Here is a 24,526-nt window from a genome sequence, read left to right on the forward strand (position 1 = left end):
GCCCACTACAAGATGGATTGACTGCAATATGTTGTGGCTGGTCCATTTTTTTGTGCAAAAATCCATGGTCTTTTATTTATTTCCTTATTTGAAGATGTGTAGGTTACACGCCTTCGTTATCGAATGCTGGAATGAAGCTCTCTTTTGCTGTCTCACCCTCCTGTATAAATCCATTTTCAACGCCGATATCAATGGCATAATCCACAAGCTCATCGTATTCAGAAGAAGTTATAGTTCTGCCAAGCTCTGGAAATCTATTCTCAATTCCCGGCATAGGGGTGTACTGGTTCATGATGCTTATATATATTGAATCTTTGTATGTGTTATATAGATATGTGATTATTGACTTGGAATCATCCAGATGATCAGGAAGCTGCAGATGACGGACGATAACACCTCTCTGCATAATTCCGTCGTCATCAAAGCGGGTCTGGTCTCCTCCGCATTGTCTGACCATCTCAGATATGGAGGCTTTGGCATGTTCAGGATAGTCTGGAGCATTACTGTATTTTGCGGACAGATCCGGTGACATGAATTTGAAATCAGGAAGATACACGTCTATATAGCTATCAAGTAGCTGTATCATCTCGGCCGTTTCATAACCACTGCAGTTATATACAAATGGAAGCTTGAAGTTCCGTGATCTCGCCATGTCTATAGCTGATATGATCTGTGGTATATAGTGATCCGGTGTGACAAGATTGATGTTGTTGGCACCCTTATCCTGAAGCTCAAAGAAAATGTTGCACAGCCTTGATATGGATATATCCTTGCCAGCCTTGCCTCCGGATATGGCTTTATTCTGGCAGAAGCAGCATCCAAGTGCACATCCGGAGAAGAATACGGCACCTGAACCGTTCTCTCCGGATATACATGGCTCTTCCCACATGTGTAGCGCTGCACGGCTCACCCTGACTGTGTCTGTCATATGGCAGGCACCTGTGTGACCGGATGTACGGTCTACACCGCATTTTCTTGGACACAATATGCAGTTGTTCAGGATGTGCCGGATATCCATATTATTTACCTCCAAAATAGATGATAATTGTTATTAACTGATAGGTGAATTAGTATTTGTCAGGGTCAAATGTGCTTATGAGATCAGCAAATTCCTGAAGATCAGCATTTGCTTCCATGTGCTCTATCTCACCCCTATCCATAAACTCCGCAAGGGAAGGATTGATAGGCAGACGGATCGCGTGCCCTATATACAGGTCTCTTATGACCTGCTCAAGCTGGCTCTTGCCAAATATATAGTGCTTGTTATTGCAGTCAGGACAAATGAAATATGACATATTCTCTATCATACCAATGACAGGGATATTCATGCTGTCTGCCATGTGAACAGCCTTTCCAACGATGACAGATACGAGATCCTGAGGGGTGGTAACTACCACAACTCCATCTATAGGGATGGACTGGAATATGGTAAGTGGCACGTCACCGGTTCCAGGAGGACAGTCGATGAACATATAGTCTATGTCTCCCCAGATGATGTCTGAGTAGAACTGCTTGACTGTTCCCGCTATGATAGGTCCTCTCCAGAGGACAGGTGTTGTCTCGTCGTCCAGAAGAAGATTCACAGACATGATCTTGATTCCTGTTTCCGTCTCATCGGGATACAGGAAATCTCCTTCTGCCTCTGGTGTCTTATGTACGCCAAATGCCTTTGGAATAGAAGGTCCTGTGATATCTGCGTCAAGTATGGCTGTCTTGTAACCCATGCGCTGCATGAGAACGGCGAGCTGACAGGTTACTGAGGATTTGCCGACTCCTCCTTTGCCGCTGACCACGGCAATAATATGTTTTATATGTGAACCTGGATGTGGCTCTATGATAAGACTCTGTGGTTCTGTTCTGCTGGAACAGCTCTGACCACAGGTACTGCAGTTGTGTGTACAATTCTCTGACATGATACTCTCCAATCTACTGCACATGGATGTCTGTGCAATCTGTGTTGTATGCTAAGTTACGCATTTGATTAATATATATCATTAAGAGGTTACAAAGTCAACGAATGCAGGTACTATGAAATTTGAGAGGTGAGTTGAAATTGACGGGTGTCAAATATATAATCAGAGACATGATAGTATACGGATTGTAGAGTTGAAATGAAATACCTGATAGAAAGTATTCTAATAAAGTAATTCGGCATGAAAAATACTATAAAAAGGAGAATATAGCATGGGAGTTTTATCAAATATCGAGCCATATGGAGTTTTTCATTTCTTTGAGGAGATATGCGGGATTCCACACGGATCGTCGGATACAAAGAAGATAAGTGATTATCTGGTGAAGTTTGCCATAGACAAAAATCTGAGATATATACAGGATGAGAGCAACAATGTGATCATATTCAAGGACGGAACTGCCGGGTATGAGGACAGTGCCCCTGTCATGCTACAGGGACATATGGATATGGTATGTGAGAAAGATGTTGACTGTGATATTGATTTTGAGCGGGACGGACTGAGACTAGTGCTTGAGGACGGAGTGATATCCGCTGATGGAACCACCCTTGGCGGAGATGACGGGATAGCTGTGGCATTTGCACTGGCTATACTGGATGCCGATGATATACCACATCCACCGATTGAGTGTGTATTTACGGTTGATGAGGAGATAGGAATGCTGGGAGCTGCGGCGATTGACTGTAGTCCACTTAAGTCACGGATCATGCTCAATCTGGATTCTGAGGATGAGGGGTATCTGCTGGTGTCATGTGCCGGAGGTGCGTGTGCTACGTGCCATATTCCGGTTGAATATGAGAATGCAGAAGATGATCATTTAGTTGTGAAAATTATTGTAGAGGGTCTTACCGGTGGACATTCCGGCGTGGAGATCATAAAACAGAGGGCAAATGCCGACAAGCAGCTTGCAAGACTTCTATATAATATAGGAAGGGATGTTCCATACAGACTGATATCTATACAGGGCGGTCTTAAGGACAATGCAATACCTAACAAGGCGGAGGCATATGTGGGTATTGATCCGGAGGATGTGGATAACTTTGTAAAATCTGCGGAAAAGAATGAGAATATTCTGAGGCATGAATTTGGAAATACTGATCCAGAGCTTGTAGTGAAAGTAGAAACGGATCTGTCAGATGATCTGGGTTCATATAATAACGCGGATGATGTGCAGAACGATATGTATGGTAGAACCATGATCAACAGAGTTATGACAGAAAAGTCATCGGATATAGTTATCAGGAGTCTTATGATGATGCCAAATGGAATTCAGAAGATGAGCAATGATATAGAAGGGCTTGTGCAGACATCGCTGAATCTTGGAATATTGAATACAACTGAGGATGAGGTCACAGCAAGCTTTTCAGTAAGAAGCAGTGTACAGTCTGAAAAGGAAAATCTGATAGATCAGCTCCGATGTGTATCTGTCTCGGCTGGTGGAAGTCTGGAAGTGCAGGGGGATTATCCTGCATGGGAGTACAGACATGATTCTCCTCTCAGAGATATTATGGTGGATGTGTTTGAAGAGCAGTATGGAAGAAAGCCTGTTATACAGGCGATTCACGCCGGAGTGGAGTGTGGACTTTTCGCTGGCAAGATGCCGGGTCTGGACTGTGTATCATTTGGCCCGGATATGAAGAATATCCATACAAGCAGAGAGTCTATGGATGTTGCCAGTGTACAGAGAACATGGAGGTATACACTGGGTATACTTGAGAAATTGAAGTAATTGACAGCAATATAATTCCAATAAGGAGAAGAATGATGGAAAAGGTAAAAGGATTCTTGAAGAAGAAGGACATTGTGTTCAGTGTCAAGAGATACGGAATAGATGCCCTGGGTGCCATGGCACAGGGATTGTTCTGTACTCTGCTTATCGGAACTATCCTGAACACACTTGGCAATCAGTTTGGTGTGCCATTTCTTAAAGCGGTTGTTGCGACCGTGAATGGGACAGATTATACAGTTGGAGGTCTCGCATCTGCTATGGCAGGACCTGCGATGGCGGTGGCTATAGGATATGCTCTTAAGGCACCACAGCTCGTATTGTTCTCACTGATAACAGTTGGATTTGCGGCAAATGCCTTGGGCGGCGCAGGAGGCCCGCTGGCAGTTTATTTTATTGCAGTTATTGCAACTGAACTTGGAAAGGTTGTCTCAAAGGAGACAAAGATTGACATACTGGTGACACCTCTGGTTACCATCGGAAGTGGTGTGGCTGTGTCTGCACTTCTTGCACCTACACTCGGTGCCATAGCCATGAAGGTCGGAGATCTCATCATGCTGGCTACAAACCTTCAGCCGTTCTGGATGGGTATTGCGGTATCAGTTCTCGTCGGTGTGGCACTTACACTTCCGATATCATCCGCTGCGATATGTGCGGCATTCGGACTTACAGGTCTGGCCGGCGGTGCTGCTGTGGCGGGATGTTGTGCGCAGATGGTTGGATTTGCAGTTATGTCATTCAGAGAGAATAAATGGGGTGGCCTTGTTTCACAGGGAATCGGAACATCAATGCTCCAGATGGGTAACATCATCAAGAATCCGAGAATCTGGATCGCACCTATAGTTACCTCTGCGATCACAGGTCCTCTTGCAACATGTCTGTTCAAGCTTCAGATGAATGGAACTCCTGTATCATCAGGTATGGGTACATGTGGTCTGGTTGGACAGATCGGAGTATACACAGGCTGGATGAATGATATCGAGGCGGGAAGCAAGACAGCGGTCACAGCTATGGACTGGGTTGGTCTGATCCTAATCTCATTTGTACTTCCTGCAGTTCTCTGCCCGCTCATCAACATGGTGGTGAGAAAACTCGGCTGGGTTAAGGATGGAGATATGACTTTATCATAAAGATTGGCTGAAATCCGGTGGAAGAAAATTATCTCAAAATTGTTTCCATCAGGCAGATTACAACAGAAAAGATACAATATTTTCGCAAATAAGATTGAAATTGGCTCGAAAGATACAAATTTACAGATTTTGTGTCTTTCGGGCCTTTTTATATGGAAAAGGAGATAATATTTTCCTAAAATGGGTGATTCAGAAGGAAAAAGATACAAAATATATGGTGCTTGATTTGTGGAGTGAAAATACAGCAAAAATGAGCAGACGATAGAAAAATCAAGAATACAAAAAAAGTCCTTGCCTTGAAGTGAACTCCAAAGAGTATTATTAGATATGTCAGAGAAACAGTTCCTGACGTTTTTCGAAAATATGGTAGTTAAAACAGACAGGAGGACGCTTTAATGAAGAAATTAGGAGCATTTTTAGTGTGTGCTGTTATGGCTTTTGGACTTGTTGGATGCGGAAGTGGTGACAGCACAGAAAGTAAAAGTACCACACAGGCAGAAACCCAGACAGAGGTTGTTACGGATGCGGTCAATGAGGCCGATACAAGCAACGACAACGCTGACTCTACGGTATCAGAGGAACAGACCAGCGAGGAAAGCAGCGCTGATGAGACAGACAATGTTGACACAGAGACAGGTAAGACTCTGGTGATCTATTTTTCAGCAACTGGAAATACAAAAGATGCTGCAGAATATATAGCGGCAGAGACAGGAGCAGATATATTTGAGATCACCCCGGCCCAGGAGTATACATCGGATGATCTGAACTACAATGATGACAGCAGCAGGGTATCAAAGGAACACAATGACGAAAGCCTCAGGGATGTGGAGCTTACCACCACTGAAGTTCCTGGCTGGGAATCGTATGATACGGTATTTGTAGGTTATCCTATATGGTGGGGAACGTCTGCATGGCCGGTAGATTCATTTGTCAAGGCAAATGACTTCACTGGCAAGACTGTATATCCGTTCTGCACATCGGCGAGCTCAGGACTGGGAAGCAGTGCAGATGATCTGGCTTCTGAGGCAGGAAGCGGAGACTGGAAGGATGGTCAGAGATTCTCGTCGGGTGTGACACAGCAGGATGTGGCCGACTGGATAAGCGGGCTCGGCCTTGGACAGTAATGTGTCAGATAAGTAACTGAACAGATGTAATAAACATAGCTGGAAATAATTTGAAATTGAAATAAAAAGAAACAGGAGGATATAAAAATGTTAAAAGAAACTTACACACTTAACAATGGAGTAGCAATTCCAAAGCTTGGACTTGGAACATGGTTCATCGACGATGACAAGGTAGCAGATGCCGTGAGGGAGGCCATAAAGATAGGTTACAGACATATTGACACTGCACAGGCATACGGCAATGAGCGCGGAGTAGGCGAAGGAGTTAGAACCTGTGGTATTCCAAGAGAAGAACTGTTCGTAGTCTCAAAGGTTGCGGCTGAGCACAAGACATATGAGGAGGCCAAGGCGGGAATCGATGGAACGCTTGAGAAGATGGGACTTGACTATCTCGATATGATGATCATTCACAGCCCACAGCCTTGGGTAAAGGTAAATCAGAGCGATGACAGATACGTGGAGGGCAACAGAGCAGCATGGAGAGCACTTGAGTAGGCATACAAGGAAGGCAAGCTCAAGGCTATTGGTATATCCAATTTCCAGATCGGTGATATCGAGAGCCTTATGGAGACTGCTGAGATCAAGCCTATGGTCAACCAGATACTTCTTCACATCAGCAATACTCCGATAGAACTGGTGGATTACTGTCAGAAGAACGATATACTTGTTGAGGCTTATTCACCTATCGCACATGGTGAGATACTCAATCAGCCTGAGATCAAGGCTATGGCGGACAAGTATGGTGTGACTGTTCCACAGCTCTGCATCAGATATACTATCCAGCTCGGAACAATTTCACTGCCAAAGACGGCCAATCCAGAGCACATGAAGAGCAATACAGAGGTCGATTTCGAGATAAGTGCAGAGGATATGGAGGCTCTTAAGAATTTCAAGAAGATCGAGAGCTATGGAGCGAGCAGTGGTTTTCCTGTATATGGTGGACGTATATAATAAAGAAAAGTTCATAGCTATAGTGGACAGCCGTCAGGTTTGTATAGTTTGCAATCATAAATATCTTGCATAATATAATAGTTACCTTATAATAGAGATGTTGCTAATTTTATACATTTAGGAGGAAATGAACAATATGAAAAAGGGAACAAGTTATATTGTAGTGGCTGCAATGATGATGGGATTGATGCTGACAGGCTGTGGGGGCAATGACAATTCTGTAACTAAGGCTACAACTGAAGCTGAGACAGAAGCAGCAACAGAGGAGCAGGATACTGAAACACAGGACACTGCAGATGATACTGAGGACAGTTCGGTCGCCATTGATGAGGAGGACACAGAGGAAGATACAGAGGACAGTGAAGAGGCAGAAGCTGATCCTTCAATAGTAGGTGTATACACCAAGAATGGTTATGAGAATTCGTATTTTGGATTTAAGATCAACCTTGAAGGAAGCTATGGAATTCAGACAAGAGGTTCATTACTGACTGCCACCGATATCTCTGAGGTTGTGGAGGATTCCAATAGCGATGAGACTGTACAGAGGGCATTGGATAATCTGGACAATAGCTTTACGGTAGGAAACGATTATGCATTCTGTGCAAATGATGGTACACACTATATTCTGCTCAAAATAAAGTCCCCTAAGGGTGGTGGAAATTACGGTTATGATGTGTGGGCTGATGAGAATACAGTAGCAAAGGCAACTGTTGCTCAGATGGATACTGTTATTACATCTACAGCAAGTAGAATTGGCGCTGAAGCAAGCAATATTGAGACTGATTATTCCAAGTGTACAGTATTTGGCGAAGAGCACTACATATGTACAGCAACGGCTGATATGTCTGGAACTGAGTACTCTCTGACAAATGTAATAGTAAGATCAGATGACGGAAAGTATACGATGATAATAGCTATAGAGACACTTGGTGACAGAAATTATCAGGATATTCTGGATAACATGTTCAGTCCATTATAAATTTTACAACTTTACTTTTTCAAAAACAAAAAGTATAATACACATCGAAAGCGAGTGGCAAAGATTGCGTAAATCCAGTTTTGTCACTCGCTTTTTATGTGTATATATAATAATTTTCTAGTGTGTAGCTATTCAGCGTAAGTCCAACTAACTTAGGCGGTAGCTGCTTTTTTTGTTCAGGGAAAGGAGTTTGAAGAGTGGAAGAAATGGATAAGAACAAAGAGGAAAACAGAGAGAGAAATAAGATGAAAGATATGCCAGTTGGAAAGCTGATGATCCAGATGGGTATTCCTATGATTCTTTCCATGGCGCTTCAGGCGGTGTACAACATCGTAGACAGCGCATTTGTGGGAAATATGAAGGTGGGAAGTGAGGCCGCGTTAAATGCCCTCACGCTGGTATTTCCGGTGCAGATGCTCATGGTTGCTCTGGGCATAGGCACGGGAGTCGGCACAAATGCGTTTATTGCCAGAACCCTTGGTCAGGGTGATAAGGAAAGAGCTGCCAAGGTGGCTGGCAACAGTCTGTTTCTCGGTGCTGTAATATATGTGGTGTGTTTGTTATTTGGAATATTGGGAGTGAGGACTTATATAGTCTCACAGACTATGGACACGCAGGTCACAGAGATGGCTGTGGATTATCTAAGAATATGCTGTGTGTATTCATTTGGAATAATATTCTTCTCGATGTTTGAGAAGCTGCTTCAGGCAACTGGCAGATCCATGTATTCAACGATAGGTCAGGTGATGGGAGCTGTCATAAACATCATACTTGATCCGCTTCTCATATACGGAGTGGGACCATTTCCTGAGATGGGTGTCAGAGGAGCCGCCTATGCGACTATTATAGGTCAGATAGCGTCTGCGGTTCTGCTGTGCGTGTTCCATCTGAGACTTAATAAGGAATTTGAACATGGATGTGCATACATGAAGCCTGACTGGAGAATCATCCGGGGAATATATGCCATAGGACTCCCGGCCATCATAGCCCAGGCACTTATGTCCATCATGGTATACGCGCTGAATCTCATTCTCAAGTTTAACCAGTCGGCGCAGACTGCATATGGTCTGTTCTACAAGGTTCAGCAGTTTGTGCTGTTTCTCGCATTTGGACTCAGGGATGCGATCACCCCGATCACGGCATACAGCTATGGAATGGGTGACAGAAAGAGGATAAATGATGCGATTAAGTATGGAATAATCTACACAATAGTGCTGATGGTGTTTGGAATGGCTGTGACAGAGCTGTTTCCAGCTGCATTTGCCGGACTTTTTAATGCGGGACAGTCCAGAGTGTATTTTATAGACGCTATGAGGATAATCTCCCTAAGTTTCGTATTTGCCGGGGTAAATGTTGCATTTCAGGGAATATATCAGGCCCTTGAAGGCGGTGTGGAATCGCTTGTGATATCGCTGCTCAGACAGTTGATAATCATCCTGCCGCTTGCCGGAGCATTTGCGGCTCTGGTCAGAGGCGGTCAGGCGGATGTATCACTGATATGGTGGGCATTCCCGATCACGGAGATCGTGTCGTGCGTGGTGGGCATGGTGTTGCTGAGAAGGAAAATGAGGAGGGTTACTTCTTCCCTGCACCTTTCATCATTGACTTAAATGTCAGCATGAATGTTGCGCCGCATGAGAATGCGGACACTATGTCGCTGATAGGCTCGGCGTAGTAAATACTCATGACTGAGTGCGTGCAGTATGGCAGGATGATCGCGAGTGGGATTATCAGTATGACCTTTCTCAGCAGTGCAAATATAAGGGATTTGCCTGCTTGTCCCATGGATATGAAGGACTGCTGACATCCGTTCTGTATGCCAAAGAACATCATTCCGAATATGTATATCGGAAGAACTTTTGCACAGAGTGCCTTGAGTGCTTCATCTGATGTAAATATTCCGGCAGCCACGGACGGAAACAGGAATGCGGCCCCAGCCAGGACAAATGACACTATGATGGACATGGTTATCAGTATGGTACATGTCTTCTTCACTCTGTCCACGTTGCCCTTGCCGTAGTTGTAGCCGATGATGGGCTGGACTCCCTGAGAGAAACCGCTCATCGGGATAAATATAATCTGCATGATACTTTGGAGTATGGTGAATGATCCCACGTACAGGTCATCGCCGTACTTCTGGAGCCCGTGAGTGAACACGATGGTTATAAGGCTCTCCGTGACCTGCATGATAAATGGTGACACACCGAGAGCTGCAATTGACAGGATCAGCTTGCCTTGTGGACGCATCATCTGCGCTGATATGCGAAGACTAGCCTTGTCGGATGTCAGAAATCTGATAACCCATGCCGCACTTATCGCCTGGGATATGACGGTCGCTATGGCCGCACCCTTGATTCCGAGGTTCAGTGCAAATATGAATATCGGATCGAGGATGATGTTGAATATGGCTCCTATGAGCACAGAAAACATGGCGGTCTTTGACTGTCCCTGGGCTGTGATAAATGTGTTCAGTCCGGTGGTGATCATGACAAATATAGTGCCTATAAGGTAAATGCTCAGATAGTCATCGGCATGTGGATAGGTGGCATCGCTGGCACCGAAGAAATACAGAAGCGGTTTCTTCAATGTGTAGATGACAGCCATAACAATAACTGTAAATATGATGAGCAGGGTTACGCCATTTGACAGGATGCGCTGTGCCTTGTCCCTGTCGTCTTTACCGAGAGCAATGGAAGCCAGAGGTGCTCCGCCCGCGCCCACGAACACGCTGAATGCACTTACAAGGGTGATGATCGGGAGACACAGTCCGATTCCGGTGAGGGATGCTGCGCCTACCTCGGGGATATGTCCTATGTATATTCTGTCCACTATGTTGTATAAGAGATTGATGAGCTGCGCCACAAATGTTGGAATGCCCATGGAGAGCATAAGTTTAAATATCGGCGCCGTGCCCATCCTCTCTTCGGAATTTGAAGAAATTGTACTTGTGTTCATAACTACTCCTTAATGTTGATAACTTTATAAAATCCGATGAAAACTCCGTCGTTCATCGTGGGGACGGAGGTACCTGTCCCATCCGTCCCCTAGGATATTTCAGTTGGGTGAAGAAGTCAATCAGGAAATAATTAAGAAAGTATAAAATAAATGATAAGTGGAAAAAGTCCAGTAAATATGCGGTAAACAGTAAAAAACAAGTGAAAATATGACAGAAACTTGAAAAATTAATCTTGACAAATTTACTAGGAAAGCGCATTATGGTTACAAATATAAGATAAACCGTTGATCAAGAGGAGTAGCGGCATATAACATGTTCAGAGAGTTGCAGGTGGTGTGATTGCAGCGATGGGAGTGCAGGTGAATGGACTTGTGAGGGCAAACCGAAAGATTTGAGATTCAAGTAGGGGAGACGGAGACCTACCGTTATAGAAGGTACATATATGATTGTATATGGTCGAGGGCATCGATATATATAAATATATATAAATTATTTATATATATTTTTTTTTATTTATTGATGAAATTAGGTGGCACCGCAGGAGATTAGATTTCTTGTCCTAATGTTTGTAGGATAAGGAATTTTTTTTATGTCCTGTGGTTTTTTTATATTAATTGGCAAGGAGGATAAGACATGATAAGACCAGAACTTAACGAGGCAAAGAAATATGCGGCAGACGGATATAGGATGGTTCCGGTGTGCTGCGAGATGTTATCGGATGTGATCACACCTATCAACTTACTCAGAAAGCTGAAAGCGGCGAATGAGCACTGTTACATACTTGAGAGCGTGGAGAATCAGGAGGTGTGGGGACGCTACACATTTCTTGGTTATAATCCAAAGCTTGATGTCACATGCATGAATGGGCACATACAGCTCAAGGATATAGATGGAAATGTGATAAAGGAAGCGGATGACATTCATCCTGAGGTATTCATAAGAGAGATTCTCAAGGATTACAAGAGTCCGAAAATAGAAGGACTTCCAACATTTACAGGCGGGTTTGTCGGTTACTTCTCATATGATTATATAAAGTACAGCGAGAAGAAGCTTGTGATCGATGCCGATGACGATGAGGAATTTCAGGATCTGGATCTCATGCTCTTTGACAAGGTCATAGCATTTGACAATTTCAAGTCAAAGCTGATCCTCATTGCAAATGCTGACACGTCCGATATAGAAGCCGGATATGCAAAGGCACTTGCTGACATAGAAGATATGAAGAAGCTAATCCTCGACGGAGAGATGGCTGAGATAGAGCCAGTTAAGATGAAGAGTGATTTCAAGCCTCTGTTCAATAAAGAAAAATATTGCAGCATGGTCGAGAGGGCAAAGAAGTACATATTCGAGGGAGATATCTTCCAGGTGGTTCTGTCCAACAGACTTGAGGCTGAGATGGAGGGTTCACTGTTCAATACATACAGGGTTCTCAGAAGCACAAATCCTTCTCCGTATATGTTCTACTTCAGCGGCGACCAGATAGAGGTTGCGGGCGCATCGCCTGAGACACTGGTAAAGCTTGAAAATGGCATGCTTCACACATTTCCTCTTGCTGGAACGAGACCGAGGGGAAAGACAAAGGAAGAGGATATGAGACTTGAGGCCGGACTTATGGCGGATGAGAAGGAGCTGGCGGAGCACAACATGCTGGTGGATCTCGGAAGAAATGATCTTGGTAAGATAAGCAAGTTCGGAACTGTTGAGGTTGAGCAGTACATGAAGGTTCAGAGGTACTCACATGTAATGCATATAGGTTCAACAGTCAGGGGGGAGATCGACGACAGCAGATACGATGAGCTGTCAGCCGTGGATGCGGTACTTCCGGCCGGAACCCTCTCAGGAGCACCGAAGATCAGAGCGTGTCAGATCATCAATGAGCTGGAGGACAACAAGAGAGGAATATATGGCGGTGCCATAGGATACATAGATTTCACAGGAAATCTTGATACATGTATAGCCATAAGGATCGCATACAAAAAAGGCGACAAAGTATTTGTCAGATCGGGAGCGGGAATCGTCGCAGACAGTGTTCCGGAAAATGAGTTCCAGGAATGTATCAACAAGGCAAAGGCAGTTACGACAGCACTCACAATGAGCGCCTTTCATGCGCATGCACAATACATATAAGGAGGACAAAATAAATGACAATACTTATAGATAATTATGATAGCTTCTCCTACAACCTGTATCAGCTTGTGGGGGCAATAAATCCGGATATAAAGGTTATAAGAAATGATGAGTTCACCTGTGAGGAGATCGAGGCGATGAATCCGGATCACATAATCATCTCACCGGGACCCGGAAGACCTTCGGATGCGGGAATGTGTGAGGAAGCGGTGAGATATTTTGCAGGAAAAGTACCAATCCTCGGTGTGTGTCTCGGACATCAGGCGATTTGTGAGACATATGGTGCGACAGTCACATATGCAAAGAAACTTATGCATGGAAAGATGTCGCTGGTTGATGTGGATCTGAACTGCAGATTGTTCAGAGGACTTCAGAGCAAGATACAGGTTGCAAGATATCATTCACTGGCAGCAGCAGATGAGAATTTCCCTGAATGTCTGGAGGTCACAGCCAGGACGGAGGATGGAGAGATCATGGCAGTAAAACACAGGAATTATGAGGTATATGGAGTTCAGTTCCATCCGGAGTCGATATTGACACCGAAGGGCAAGATAATGCTCAGAAATTTTTTAGAGATATAAAATAAGGAGGATATGGCGATGATACAGGAAACTCTTAAGAAGGTAGCAGCAGGACAGGATCTTACATACGATGAGGCATATGCCAGCATGGATGAGATATTCAGTGGACAGGTGCCGGGAGAGACAACGGCGGGATATCTCACAGCGCTTCACATGAAGGGCGAGACGCTTGACGAGATAACAGCCAGTGCAAATGGAATGAGAGACCATGCGGAGTCTCTTCCACATGACGGAATAGATGTTCTTGAGATCGTGGGAACAGGCGGAGATTGTGCGAATTCATTTAATATATCGACAACGAGTGGTATAGTTGCAGCAGCGGCCGGAGTACCGATTGCAAAGCACGGCAACAGAAGCGTATCGAGCAAGAGTGGCGCAGCGGATGTACTTGAGGCTCTTGGTGTAAATATCTCCATATCACCTGAAAAGATGGGCAAGGTTCTCGCTGAGTGCAACATGAGCTTTATGTTTGCCCAGGTATATCATAAGGCGATGAAATATGCAGGTCCGGTCAGAAAGGCACTTGGAATACCGACAGTATTCAATATCCTTGGTCCTCTTACCAACCCGGCAAAGGCTCAGATGCAGATCATGGGAGTATACAAGGAGGAGCTTGTTGATCAGATGGCTCCTGTACTTGTTGGTCTTGGCGTAAAACGGGGACTTGTCGTATACGGACAGGATTGTCTGGATGAGATATCCATGAGCGCACCTACAACAGTTGCAGAGATCAAAGATGGCGAGATCACAAAGTACGAGATCAAGCCAGAGAATTTCGGATTTGAGAGATGCAGCAAGGAGGATCTGGTGGGCGGCGATCCTGAGGAAAACGCGCAGATTACCCGCGATATCCTGTCAGGCAAGATCAAAGGAGCCAAGAGAAATGCAGTTGTACTGAACGCAGCAGCTTGTATCTACATCGCAGGCAAGGCAGATTCCATAGCGGATGGAATCAAGGTTGCAGAGGACGTGATCGACAGTGGCAAGGCTGCTGAGACGCTTGATGCATTTGTAAGACTGACAAATGAGTAGATAAGTTTTATCGCAGACTATGATAGAAAGTTGTATAGAGAGGTAAGAGATGATATTAGATGAGATAGATGCAAAGACAAAGGAACGTGTGGCGGAGCAGAAGAAAAAAGTTCCTCTTGAGGAGATGAAGAGACAGGCACTTGATATAGTTGCCAGAGAGACGGATAACGGCAGCAGCCCATATAGTAAGTTCCCATTTAGGGATAATCTGGCAGCGGATGGAATATCGTTTATCTGTGAGGTCAAGAAGGCATCGCCTTCCAAGGGGCTTATCGCACCGGACTTTCCCTATGTTGAGATCGCAAAGGAATATGAGGCGGCTGGTGCTTCAGCCATATCGGTGCTCACTGAGCCGTTTTATTTCCAGGGAAGCAATCAGTTCCTGATGGATATAAAGAAGGAGGTAAATATACCGCTGCTGAGGAAGGATTTTACAGTTGACGAGTATATGATATATGAGGCAAAGGTCATAGGAGCCTCGGCGGTGCTTTTGATTTGCGCAATACTGGATGACGAGCAGCTTGGATTATACCTGCAGCTTGCGCATGAACTTGGGATGTCGGCTCTGGTTGAGGCTCACGATGAGGATGAGGTCAGACGGGCGATAGCCTGCGGAGCCGGCATCATCGGAGTGAACAACAGAGATCTCAGAACATTTACGGTGGACATCATGAACAGCGTTCGTCTTAGAAAGCTGATACCGGATACGGTGCCAGCCACCCATATGGGGACGGAGGTACCTGTCACTGATACAGGAGCTGCGGCTGACACTTTAGCACCCCAGAAGATGGTGTATGTGTCTGAGAGTGGAATCAAGGCAAAAGAGGACATAGACAGGCTCAAGGCAAATGGAACTGATGCGGTGCTCATAGGTGAGACATTTATGAGAAGTCCCGACAAGAAGAAGTTGTTTGCGGAACTTAGAGGCGAGTAACATATTATATAGAAGAAACACAATACAAAAGTGTAGAAATTACATTTGAAAATATATCTGAGAAGACAAAAACAGGAGGAAAAACATATGTCAAAAGGCAGATTTGGCGTTCACGGCGGCCAGTATATTCCAGAGACTCTGATGAATGCGATGCTGGAGCTGGAAGAGGCATACAAGAAATATAAGGATGATCCGGAGTTCAACAGAGAACTCACAGAGATGCTCAACGAGTATGCGGGAAGACCTAGCAGACTTTACTATGCGGAGAGAATGACAAAGGATCTGGGCGGTGCAAAGATCTACCTCAAGAGAGAGGATCTGAACCACACAGGAGCGCACAAGATCAACAACGTAATCGGACAGATGCTCCTTGCCAAGAGAATGGGCAAGACAAGAGTTATCGCGGAGACCGGTGCCGGACAGCACGGTGTTGCAACAGCTACAGTTGCAGCCATGATGGGCATGGAGTGTGAGATATACATGGGCGAGGAGGACACGATCAGACAGGCTCTCAACGTGTACAGAATGAGACTTCTGGGTGCAAAGGTTCATCCGGTAAAGACAGGAACAGCCACACTGAAGGATGCTGTATCCGAGGCATTTCGTGAGTGGACAAGCAGGATCGATGACACACACTATGTACTCGGCTCAGTCATGGGACCATATCCTTTCCCTGAGATCGTTCGTGATTTCCAGGCTGTGATCAGTAAAGAGATCAAGGCACAGCTCATGGAGAAGGAGGGAAGACTTCCTGATGTCGTCATGGCATGTGTGGGCGGCGGTTCAAATGCCATCGGAGCTTTCTATGATTTCATACCTGACGAGAGCGTCAGATTGATCGGCTGTGAGGCAGCAGGCAGAGGTGTTGATACATTTGAGACAGCGGCAACCATCGCAACCGGAAAGCTTGGTATATTCCACGGCATGAAGTCCTACTTCTGTCAGGATGAATTTGGTCAGATCGCACCTGTACATTCGATCTCAGCGGGACTTGACTACCCGGGAATCGGACCTGAGCATGCATACCTTCACGACATCGGACGTGCAGAGTATGTGGCGATCACAGATGACGAGGCTGTGGATGCATTTGAGTATCTGTCAAGGATCGAGGGAATCATCCCTGCGATAGAGAGCGCACACGCTGTGGCTTACGCCATGAAGCTGGCACCTACAATGGACAAGGATAAAATAATAGTGATCAATGTATCAGGACGTGGTGACAAGGACGTTGCAGCCATCGCAAGATACAGAGGGGAGGATCTTCATGAGTAATATATCAAAAGCATTTGAGCATGGAAAAGCATTTATACCATTTGTGACATGTGGCGATCCGTCGCTGGATGTGACAGAGGAGGTAGTATACGCAATGGTGGAGGCCGGTGCAGACCTTATAGAGCTGGGAATCCCATTCTCAGACCCGACAGCCGAGGGTCCGGTCATTCAGGGCGCAAATATAAGAGCGCTTGCAGGCGGCGTGACGACAGACAAGGTATTTGACCTTGTGAGAAAGCTACGCAAGAAAGTGACAATACCTATGGTGTTCATGACATATGCAAATGTCGTGTTCTCGTACGGTTCGGAGAGATTCATCAGCACATGCAGGGAGATTGGCATAGACGGTCTGATCCTTCCTGACATTCCTTACGAGGAGAAGGACGAGTTTGATGGAATCTGTAAGCAGTATGATGTGGATCTCATTTCACTCATCGCACCTACATCCCATGAGAGAATATCCATGATCGCAAATGATGCGAGTGGATTTGTATACTGCGTGTCATCACTCGGTGTAACCGGAACCAGAACCAAGATTACCACAGACATAGGAGCAATGGTCGATCTGGTGAAGAAGGCGAAGGACATCCCTTGCGCTGTAGGTTTCGGAATATCCACACCTGAGCAGGCAAAGCAGATGGCGGAAAAGTCAGATGGTGTCATTGTCGGTTCAGCCATCGTCAAGCTGTGTGCCCAGTACGGCAAGGACTGTGTGCCTTATGTGAGAGATTATGTGAAGAGCATGAAGGATGCGATAAGGTAGGAAATTATAGATACTAATTGGGGTATGCATTTGTGGATGCATATTTAAGAGAGTCGGAGAAATCTGGCTCTCTTGTGTTTTATAGATATATTTATAAATATGTTGACACCTCAGTTAGTTTTTGATATAACATATACATCAGCGATTGCTGATATCCATAATGAAAATTGAATAAATCATATTTTAAGTAGAAGAGTTTGAAAACATGATGAGTAGCAAGTGCTACAAGTCTGCGATCATGACTCTTTTTTTGTTGCCTTTTGGGCATGGGGCAGATTTCAAATGAAAACTGAATATGCATCTGCCCGGTATCCGGGGCAGCAAAGAATACGGACACAGCGACTGTCGTCGGCTGAAAAATGACAGACCGAGGAGCAGGCACCATGGAGGTGTGAGCTGGTGAAGCTTCAGATAACACATTGACAACATTTTGTAGATTTATTTTAGGTTTATTTTTTCATTATGGAGGTAACGATTATGAGATATTCATTTACAGAAAAGACATCACACAGACAGCAGGAGACAGCATACATGCTTTACATGATCATCGGCAGCTATTTTCACAGATGCAGCTGCAGATCAAAGGCGTTGGAGGAGAATCTCTTCCTTTATTATAAGGAGCTTCAGGAGAAGAGACAGGTGGAGAAGGAGAGACAGATCATCAGAGTCAGCGAGGGTGTGCTGAAAGACAATATGACAGATCTTGCGGAGATGAATGCTGAGGTGGTTATCTCAAGGGCAGATGATCTGTATATATTAAGATTTTACACAGGATTTGAGAGAGTCGTGGTGACTGTCGATGAGAAAGGCTGCTATGAGATAAGCCTGGGTAGGGATGAACTAGCGGTATAGAAGGTGTTGTGAGCAAACAGATGAAGTATAGTGGCAGTTGTTCAGGGCATAAATAAACTTGAGCAACTGCCGTGTTTTTACTTGATATGGGAACTAATGTTCGATATAATAGATGCAGGTTTTAGCCTAGAGTAGGAGACTTTTATGGATCATTTTGAATTGGTATCGGAATACAAGCCCACCGGAGATCAGCCGGAGGCAATAGAAAAATTGGTAAAGGGTTTTCAGGAAGGCAATCAGTTCGAGACGCTGCTCGGTGTAACCGGATCTGGTAAGACATTTACCATGGCGAATGTTATACAGCAGCTTAATAAGCCAACACTGATACTAGCACATAACAAGACTCTGGCGGCGCAGCTTTATGGGGAGATGAAAGAATTTTTCCCGAACAATGCGGTGGAGTATTTTGTATCATACTACGATTATTATCAGCCGGAAGCATATGTGGCGTCTACGGATACCTATATTGCAAAGGATTCGTCTATTAATGACGATATTGACCGGATGAGACATAGCGCCACAGCAGCACTCATAGACAGAAAAGATGTCATAGTGGTTGCATCTGTATCGTGTATATATGGCATCGGTGATCCGGACGAGTACAGGAATCAGATGTTGTCGTTCAGAGTTGGCATGATAAAGGACAGAGATCAGGTCATCGATGAACTGACAGATATACAGTATGACAGGAATGACATGGATCTGCAGAGAGGTACGTTCAGAGTGCGCGGGGATGTACTTGAGATAATTCCTGTGTCAACATTTGACGATGGAATAAGGATAGAATTCTTCGGGGATGAGATAGACAGGATCACAGAGTTTGATCCGCTCACCGGAGAGGGAAAGAGAGATCTGACATATACATGCCTGTTTCCGGCATCTCACTATGTGGTTGGACAGGAGAAGATGGAGAAGGCGCTGAAGAGGATAGAGGCGGAGCTCAAGGACAGAGTTGCTTACTTCAAGTCAAAGGATAAACTCATCGAGGCACAGCGTATCGAGGAGAGAACTAACTTTGATATGGAGATGATGAGAGAGACTGGATTTTGCTCTGGTATAGAGAACTATTCCGGTCCGCTGGCTGGAAGATCAGCCGGAGAGACGCCGAGCACACTGCTGGATTTCTTTGATGATGACTTTCTTCTTATTATAGATGAGTCACATATGACTGTGCCTCAGGTTGGCGCGATGTATTCGGGAGACCGATCCCGTAAGATGAATCTGGTTGACTATGGATTCAGGCTTCCATCTGCACTTGACAACAGGCCGCTCAACTTCTCGGAATTTGAGCAGAAGCTTGATCAGGTCATGTTTGTATCAGCCACACCGGGCAAATACGAGGAGGAGCACCAGATGCTCATGGCTGAACAGATCATCAGACCTACGGGACTTCTGGATCCGCCGGTTGAGGTCAGACCGGTTGAGGGACAGATAGATGATCTGCTGAAAGAGGTCCGCAAGGAGACTGAGCAGGGACACAAGGTGCTTGTAACAACACTTACCAAGCGTATGGCTGAAGATCTCACCAGCTATATGAGGGATAATGATATAAAGGTGAAATATCTGCATTCGGATATAGACACTATGGAGAGGGTTGAGATAGTGAGAGATCTCCGTCTTGGCGTATTTGATGTGCTTGTTGGAATCAACCTTCTGAGAGAGGGACTTGATATACCGGAGATCACTCTGGTGGCAATACTGGATGCTGATAAGGAAGGTTTCCTGAGATCGGAGACATCACTCATCCAGACCATAGGAAGAGCAGCCCGAAATGTGGATGGACATGTCATCATGTATGCGGATACTATCACGGGTTCTATGAAGTATGCCCTCGATGAGACGAGCAGACGTCGTGAGATACAGCAGAAGTATAATGAGGAACATGGAATAACCCCTAAGACTATAGAGAAGAGCATAAGGGATCTCATAACCATAGAGGTGAAGAAGGAGGAACTTCCAGAGGAGGATAAGGACGCTGAGTCCATGACGAAGAAGGAGCTTCAGAAGGTTATCGCCAAGCTGACTAAGAAGATGAATATGGCGGCAGCAGACCTCAACTTTGAGGTGGCGGCAGAGATCAGGGATCAGCTCAAGGTGTATAAGGCGGCACTGAGAGATTATGATAAAGAATAGATGGATGCAGGGTAGATAATTAAGATATAACAAATATAAATGATAAAGAGAAAAGGTTAAATCAAGATGGAAGACAATAAGAATTATGAACGAAGTGAGCATCTGGAGAATACAACGGATGCGAGCATGAAAGATGATGATTATTTCAACGCCAGCAGGAATATTGACAGGAAGTATATTACTATTGAGGGCGCACGTGAAAATAATTTGAAGAATATCAATGTCAAGATTCCAAGGGACAAATTTGTTGTCGTGACAGGACTTTCGGGATCAGGTAAGTCTTCACTGGCATTTGACACGATATATGCGGAGGGACAGAGACGATACATGGAGTCGCTGTCCTCCTATGCGAGACAGTTCCTTGGACAGGCTGAGAAGCCGGACGTGGACAAGATAGAGGGACTTTCCCCTGCAATCTCCATAGATCAGAAGTCAACAAACAGAAATCCTCGATCCACAGTTGGCACTGTCACTGAGATATACGACTATTTCAGACTTCTCTATGCCAGAGTGGGAATACCACACTGCCCGAACTGTGGTAAGGTCATAAGCAGACAGACGGTTGATCAGATGGTGGATGAGATCATGAAGCTACCTGAGAGGACAAAGTTCATGGTGCTTGCGCCTGTGGTCAGAGGCCGAAAGGGAGAGCATGTAAAGCTGCTGGAGAAGGCAAAGAAGAGCGGATTTGTCAGAGTGGTTGTCGATGGCAGCATGTATGAGCTGTCGGAGGAGATAAAGCTCGATAAGAACAAGAAGCACAGTATAGATATAGTCGTCGATCGTCTGGTTGTAAGACAGGATGTGGAGAGGCGACTCACAGATTCCATAGAGACCGCACTTCAGCTTGCAGAGGGGCTTATGAAGATTGAGGTGATTGGGGAGAGGGATGAGAATGGTGTTCAGAAGGAGAATACCATTATCAATTTCTCAGACAGCTTTTCATGCCCGGATTGCGGAATCAGCATAGATGAGATAGAGCCGAGAAGCTTTTCGTTCAACAATCCATTTGGCGCATGCCCGACATGTGCAGGTCTTGGCTTCAAGATGGAATTTGATCCGGATCTTATGATACCCGATCAGAGTTTGTCGATAAATGATGGAGCAATTGTGGTTCTGGGATGGCAGTCGTGCAATGATGGCAAGAGCTATTCCAATGCCATACTCAGGGCACTCAGTGCGGAGTATGGATTCTCTCTTGATACGCCATTTCAGGATTATCCACAGGATATAAAAGATCTCTTATTATATGGAAAGAACTCTCGCCCGGTTAAGGTGCATTATAAAGGACAGCGCGGGGAGGGAGTGTATGATATAACATTTGAGGGACTCATAAAGAGTGTTGCCAGAAGATACAGGGAGACATCTGCGGAGTCCACAAAGGCCGAGTATGAGACATTCATGACTGTAACTCCGTGTGAGGTCTGTGGTGGTAAGAGACTTAAGCCGACAGCCCTTGCTGTTACAGTTGGAGATAAGAATATTGCCGAACTTACAGAGCTTCCTATCACAGAACTTGCAAAGTTTATGAAGGATCTGGAACTCACTGACAGACAGAAGATGATAGGTGCGGCCATACTCAAGGAGATCAGGTCGAGACTGCATTTTCTTATTGATGTGGGACTTGACTATCTGTGTCTGAGTAGAGGTACAAGCACGCTCTCAGGTGGAGAGGCACAGAGAATAAGACTTGCCACGCAGATAGGTTCAGGTCTGGTCGGAGTTGCATATATTCTGGATGAGCCAAGTATCGGACTTCACCAGAGGGACAATGACAAGCTGATAGCAGCGCTCAAGAATCTGAGAGACCTTGGAAATACGCTTATCGTTGTAGAGCACGACGAGGATACCATGAGGGCGGCGGATCACATTATAGATATAGGACCGGGAGCCGGTGCAAATGGTGGATATGTGGTAGCTGAGGGTACGGCTGATGATATTATGAAATGTGAGAATTCTATCACCGGTGACTACTTAAGTGGCAGGAAGAAGATAGAGGTTCCGGATGTGAGGAGAAAGCCAACCGGATGGCTCACTGTCAAGAATGCTTATGAGAACAATCTCAAGCATATAGATGTGGACATACCACTTGGAATCATGACATGTGTGACGGGTGTGTCTGGTTCAGGAAAGAGTTCTCTGGTAAATGAGATCTTGTACAAGAAGCTGGCGAGAAGACTCAACAAGAGCAGGATTAAAGCAGGAAAGCATGACCATATCATCGGTTATGATGCTTTGGATAAGATTATCAATATAGACCAGTCACCTATAGGTAGAACGCCGAGATCCAATCCGGCTACCTACACAGGTACGTTTGACCTGATAAGGGATTTGTTTGCTGGAACCAAGGATGCCAAGGCAAGAGGTTACGGTAAGGGAAGATTCAGCTTCAATGTATCTGGTGGACGATGCGAGGCGTGTCGAGGAGATGGAATAATCAAGATAGAGATGCACTTCCTGCCAGATATATATGTGCCATGTGAAGTGTGCGGAGGAAAGAGATATAACAGGGAGACTCTGGAGGTCAAGTACAAGGGCAAGAGTATCAATGAAGTCCTTGACATGACAGTTGACGAGGCATGTGAGTTCTTTGCAAATGTGCCAAGGATACTGAGGAAGATAGAGACTCTCCGTGATGTGGGACTCGGATATATCAAGCTTGGACAGCCGTCCACCACTTTGTCAGGAGGAGAGGCACAGAGAATCAAACTTGCAACTGAGCTGTCAAGACGTGGAACGGGAAAGACTATATATGTGCTTGACGAGCCAACCACCGGACTTCATTTTGCTGATGTTCACAGGCTTGTGGATATACTCAGAAGGCTCAGTGAAGGCGGCAATACAGTGGTGGTTATCGAACATAATCTTGACGTTATCAAGACCGCAGATTATATTATTGACATGGGACCTGAAGGAGGTGCTGGCGGTGGAACAGTCATTGCCAGAGGAACTCCGGAGGAGGTAGCAAAGATACCTAAGTCGTATACAGGACAGTATCTGAAGAGGTATCTCGGCATGTAAGGGATGTGTCGAATAATTACATCGGAGGTAGATGACAACATGGATGAACAGAATAGAGTAGAAGATATTGACGGAGTTGATGGCGGGTCGACTTCTGAGCAGAATGTGGAGCAGGAAAAAGCTGTGATGGCTGAGCAAAGTCAGGCACAGAATGGTCAGGGAGCGCAGTCAGCTCAGCAGCCATATCAGCCGCGGTATGAACAGCCAGCGCAGCAGTCATATCAGCCACAGGCACAGTATAGCCAGGGTGCACAGCCAATGCAGCCACCATACCAGCAGATGCAGCAGTATGGTCAGCCGGTACAGCAGCCATATCAGCCACAGGCACAGTATAGCCAGGGCGTACAGCCAATGCAGCCACCATACCAGCAGATGCCACAGTATGGTCAGCCAACCCAGCAGCCATACCAGCCACAGTCGCAGTACGGCCAGCCGGTACAGCCAACGCCATACAACAACCCTATGGGTTATATGGGATATGAGAACAGGCAGAACATACCTGGTGATGTGAAGAAGGGCTCTACACATGTACCTAATGTGTTAAACCTGATCGGTATTATCATGGCTGTTGTATCAGTATTTATTCCTTATGCATATATGGGTACAGATGCCAGAAGCATAGTTGGAGTGTTTGGTATAAATATATTATCCATGCTTGTTGTGGCGGTAGTTATCATAGCAGACGTGATCTGTGCATTTATCAACAAGGCAGGCTGTTATATAGCAGACCTTGTTATATCTATAATTGTTGGCGGAATATTGATATTTGAATTTGTTCTGTCATTGATAGATCTTGGAAAGCTAGATGCAGCGGCAAATGCAAGACTCGGAGTCGGTGCATGGATCAGCGTGGCAGCGGCACTTTTCATGCTGATATCAGTTCCTATATGGTGGACGATCAGCAGGAAGAAGGACAAGGCAGAGAATCAGGATTAGACAATTAATATTAGTAGAATGTATGATATAAAAATAAGA

General features: G+C 45.3%; 18 protein-coding genes and 1 pseudogene. 16 read left to right on the forward strand and 3 right to left on the reverse strand.

All coding sequences use genetic code 11. The features are described 5' to 3' along the window. Nucleotides 1–103: 103 nt before the first annotated feature. Nucleotides 104–1,018, reverse strand: a complete 915-nt coding sequence (locus ABUA31_RS07415; protein ID WP_349819008.1) for a radical SAM protein — start codon at nt 1,016–1,018, stop codon at nt 104–106. Nucleotides 1,019–1,067: 49 nt separating this feature from the next. Further along, on the reverse strand, nt 1,068–1,913 hold the full coding sequence (locus tag ABUA31_RS07420; RefSeq protein ID WP_349819009.1) for a P-loop NTPase: 846 nt from the start codon (nt 1,911–1,913) through the stop codon (nt 1,068–1,070). A 271-nt stretch (nt 1,914–2,184) separates the two neighbouring features. Between ABUA31_RS07420 and ABUA31_RS07425 the strand changes: the two genes are divergently transcribed. From ABUA31_RS07425 to ABUA31_RS07450, 6 genes and pseudogenes are all read left to right on the forward strand, one after another. Further along, entirely contained in the window at nt 2,185–3,699 is a 1,515-nt protein-coding gene (locus ABUA31_RS07425) for an aminoacyl-histidine dipeptidase (protein WP_349819010.1), read from the forward strand. A gap of 35 nt (nt 3,700–3,734) precedes the next feature. Beyond that, nucleotides 3,735–4,826 carry a PTS sugar transporter subunit IIC gene (locus ABUA31_RS07430; RefSeq protein ID WP_015534420.1) on the forward strand — a complete coding sequence of 364 codons (1,092 nt, stop codon included), beginning with the start codon at nt 3,735–3,737 and terminating at the stop codon, nt 4,824–4,826. Between the two features lie 395 nt (nt 4,827–5,221). Further along, complete coding sequence (locus ABUA31_RS07435; RefSeq protein WP_015534419.1) at nt 5,222–5,950, forward strand: flavodoxin; 729 nt, start codon at nt 5,222–5,224, stop codon at nt 5,948–5,950. An 87-nt stretch (nt 5,951–6,037) separates the two neighbouring features. Then, a pseudogene (locus tag ABUA31_RS07440) lies at nt 6,038–6,901 on the forward strand (aldo/keto reductase). A 136-nt stretch (nt 6,902–7,037) separates the two neighbouring features. Further along, entirely contained in the window at nt 7,038–7,880 is an 843-nt protein-coding gene (locus tag ABUA31_RS07445; RefSeq protein WP_022217400.1) for a hypothetical protein, read from the forward strand. A gap of 206 nt (nt 7,881–8,086) precedes the next feature. After that, on the forward strand, nt 8,087–9,490 hold the full coding sequence (locus tag ABUA31_RS07450; protein ID WP_055222483.1) for an MATE family efflux transporter: 1,404 nt from the start codon (nt 8,087–8,089) through the stop codon (nt 9,488–9,490). On the opposite strand, the gene ABUA31_RS07455 is transcribed toward ABUA31_RS07450, so the two are convergent. Continuing rightward, entirely contained in the window at nt 9,456–10,835 is a 1,380-nt protein-coding gene (locus ABUA31_RS07455) for an MATE family efflux transporter (protein WP_055222378.1), read from the reverse strand. The two genes, ABUA31_RS07450 and ABUA31_RS07455, sit on opposite strands and share 35 nt — an antisense overlap. Nucleotides 10,836–11,469: 634 nt before the next feature. Here ABUA31_RS07455 and ABUA31_RS07460 point away from each other — a divergent pair. The 10 genes from ABUA31_RS07460 to ABUA31_RS07505 all read left to right on the forward strand — a co-directional run bounded on the left by ABUA31_RS07460 (nt 11,470) and on the right by ABUA31_RS07505 (nt 24,487). Then, nucleotides 11,470–12,963: an anthranilate synthase component I family protein gene (locus tag ABUA31_RS07460; protein ID WP_349819011.1), complete on the forward strand. Its 1,494-nt coding sequence runs from the start codon at nt 11,470–11,472 to the stop codon at nt 12,961–12,963. Nucleotides 12,964–12,977: 14 nt separating this feature from the next. After that, nucleotides 12,978–13,544, forward strand: coding sequence for an anthranilate synthase component II (locus ABUA31_RS07465; protein ID WP_055145999.1), 567 nt, complete (start codon nt 12,978–12,980; stop codon nt 13,542–13,544). 18 nt (nt 13,545–13,562) lie between these two features. Further along, complete coding sequence (gene trpD, locus ABUA31_RS07470; RefSeq protein ID WP_015534413.1) at nt 13,563–14,576, forward strand: anthranilate phosphoribosyltransferase; 1,014 nt, start codon at nt 13,563–13,565, stop codon at nt 14,574–14,576. A gap of 49 nt (nt 14,577–14,625) precedes the next feature. After that, on the forward strand, nt 14,626–15,510 hold the full coding sequence (trpC, locus tag ABUA31_RS07475; RefSeq protein ID WP_082431226.1) for an indole-3-glycerol phosphate synthase TrpC: 885 nt from the start codon (nt 14,626–14,628) through the stop codon (nt 15,508–15,510). 87 nt (nt 15,511–15,597) lie between these two features. Next, nucleotides 15,598–16,782 carry a tryptophan synthase subunit beta gene (gene trpB / locus ABUA31_RS07480; protein ID WP_055222380.1) on the forward strand — a complete coding sequence of 395 codons (1,185 nt, stop codon included), beginning with the start codon at nt 15,598–15,600 and terminating at the stop codon, nt 16,780–16,782. After that, the gene (trpA, locus tag ABUA31_RS07485) at nt 16,775–17,545 is read left to right on the forward strand and encodes a tryptophan synthase subunit alpha (protein ID WP_055222381.1); all 771 of its coding nucleotides are present in this window, start codon (nt 16,775–16,777) and stop codon (nt 17,543–17,545) included. The genes trpB and trpA overlap by 8 nt, the downstream gene beginning before the upstream one ends. Before the next feature lie 477 nt (nt 17,546–18,022). Continuing rightward, entirely contained in the window at nt 18,023–18,397 is a 375-nt protein-coding gene (locus ABUA31_RS07490; protein WP_015534409.1) for a hypothetical protein, read from the forward strand. A gap of 144 nt (nt 18,398–18,541) precedes the next feature. After that, on the forward strand, nt 18,542–20,530 hold the full coding sequence (uvrB, locus tag ABUA31_RS07495) for an excinuclease ABC subunit UvrB (RefSeq protein ID WP_055272008.1): 1,989 nt from the start codon (nt 18,542–18,544) through the stop codon (nt 20,528–20,530). A gap of 126 nt (nt 20,531–20,656) precedes the next feature. Further along, nucleotides 20,657–23,551, forward strand: a complete 2,895-nt coding sequence (gene uvrA, locus ABUA31_RS07500; protein WP_349819014.1) for an excinuclease ABC subunit UvrA — start codon at nt 20,657–20,659, stop codon at nt 23,549–23,551. Between the two features lie 39 nt (nt 23,552–23,590). After that, nucleotides 23,591–24,487, forward strand: a complete 897-nt coding sequence (locus ABUA31_RS07505) for a hypothetical protein (RefSeq protein WP_349819012.1) — start codon at nt 23,591–23,593, stop codon at nt 24,485–24,487. Nucleotides 24,488–24,526: the final 39 nt, after the last annotated feature.

Origin of the sequence: Coprococcus sp. RTP31081st1_H1_RTP31081_211007 (assembly GCF_040227275.1) — a bacterium.
GTDB classification, from domain to species: Bacteria; Bacillota; Clostridia; order Lachnospirales; family Lachnospiraceae; genus Coprococcus; species Coprococcus aceti.

Coding starts and splice junctions, on each gene's coding strand:
- ABUA31_RS07415 (WP_349819008.1), bottom strand. CDS start 1,018: ATGGATATCCGGCACATCCTGAACAACTGCATATTGTGTCCAAGAAAA.
- ABUA31_RS07420 (WP_349819009.1), bottom strand. CDS start 1,913: ATGTCAGAGAATTGTACACACAACTGCAGTACCTGTGGTCAGAGCTGT.
- ABUA31_RS07425 (WP_349819010.1), top strand. CDS start 2,185: ATGGGAGTTTTATCAAATATCGAGCCATATGGAGTTTTTCATTTCTTT.
- ABUA31_RS07430 (WP_015534420.1), top strand. CDS start 3,735: ATGGAAAAGGTAAAAGGATTCTTGAAGAAGAAGGACATTGTGTTCAGT.
- ABUA31_RS07435 (WP_015534419.1), top strand. CDS start 5,222: ATGAAGAAATTAGGAGCATTTTTAGTGTGTGCTGTTATGGCTTTTGGA.
- ABUA31_RS07445 (WP_022217400.1), top strand. CDS start 7,038: ATGAAAAAGGGAACAAGTTATATTGTAGTGGCTGCAATGATGATGGGA.
- ABUA31_RS07450 (WP_055222483.1), top strand. CDS start 8,087: ATGGATAAGAACAAAGAGGAAAACAGAGAGAGAAATAAGATGAAAGAT.
- ABUA31_RS07455 (WP_055222378.1), bottom strand. CDS start 10,835: ATGAACACAAGTACAATTTCTTCAAATTCCGAAGAGAGGATGGGCACG.
- ABUA31_RS07460 (WP_349819011.1), top strand. CDS start 11,470: ATGATAAGACCAGAACTTAACGAGGCAAAGAAATATGCGGCAGACGGA.
- ABUA31_RS07465 (WP_055145999.1), top strand. CDS start 12,978: ATGACAATACTTATAGATAATTATGATAGCTTCTCCTACAACCTGTAT.
- trpD (WP_015534413.1), top strand. CDS start 13,563: ATGATACAGGAAACTCTTAAGAAGGTAGCAGCAGGACAGGATCTTACA.
- trpC (WP_082431226.1), top strand. CDS start 14,626: ATGATATTAGATGAGATAGATGCAAAGACAAAGGAACGTGTGGCGGAG.
- trpB (WP_055222380.1), top strand. CDS start 15,598: ATGTCAAAAGGCAGATTTGGCGTTCACGGCGGCCAGTATATTCCAGAG.
- trpA (WP_055222381.1), top strand. CDS start 16,775: ATGAGTAATATATCAAAAGCATTTGAGCATGGAAAAGCATTTATACCA.
- ABUA31_RS07490 (WP_015534409.1), top strand. CDS start 18,023: ATGAGATATTCATTTACAGAAAAGACATCACACAGACAGCAGGAGACA.
- uvrB (WP_055272008.1), top strand. CDS start 18,542: ATGGATCATTTTGAATTGGTATCGGAATACAAGCCCACCGGAGATCAG.
- uvrA (WP_349819014.1), top strand. CDS start 20,657: ATGAAAGATGATGATTATTTCAACGCCAGCAGGAATATTGACAGGAAG.
- ABUA31_RS07505 (WP_349819012.1), top strand. CDS start 23,591: ATGGATGAACAGAATAGAGTAGAAGATATTGACGGAGTTGATGGCGGG.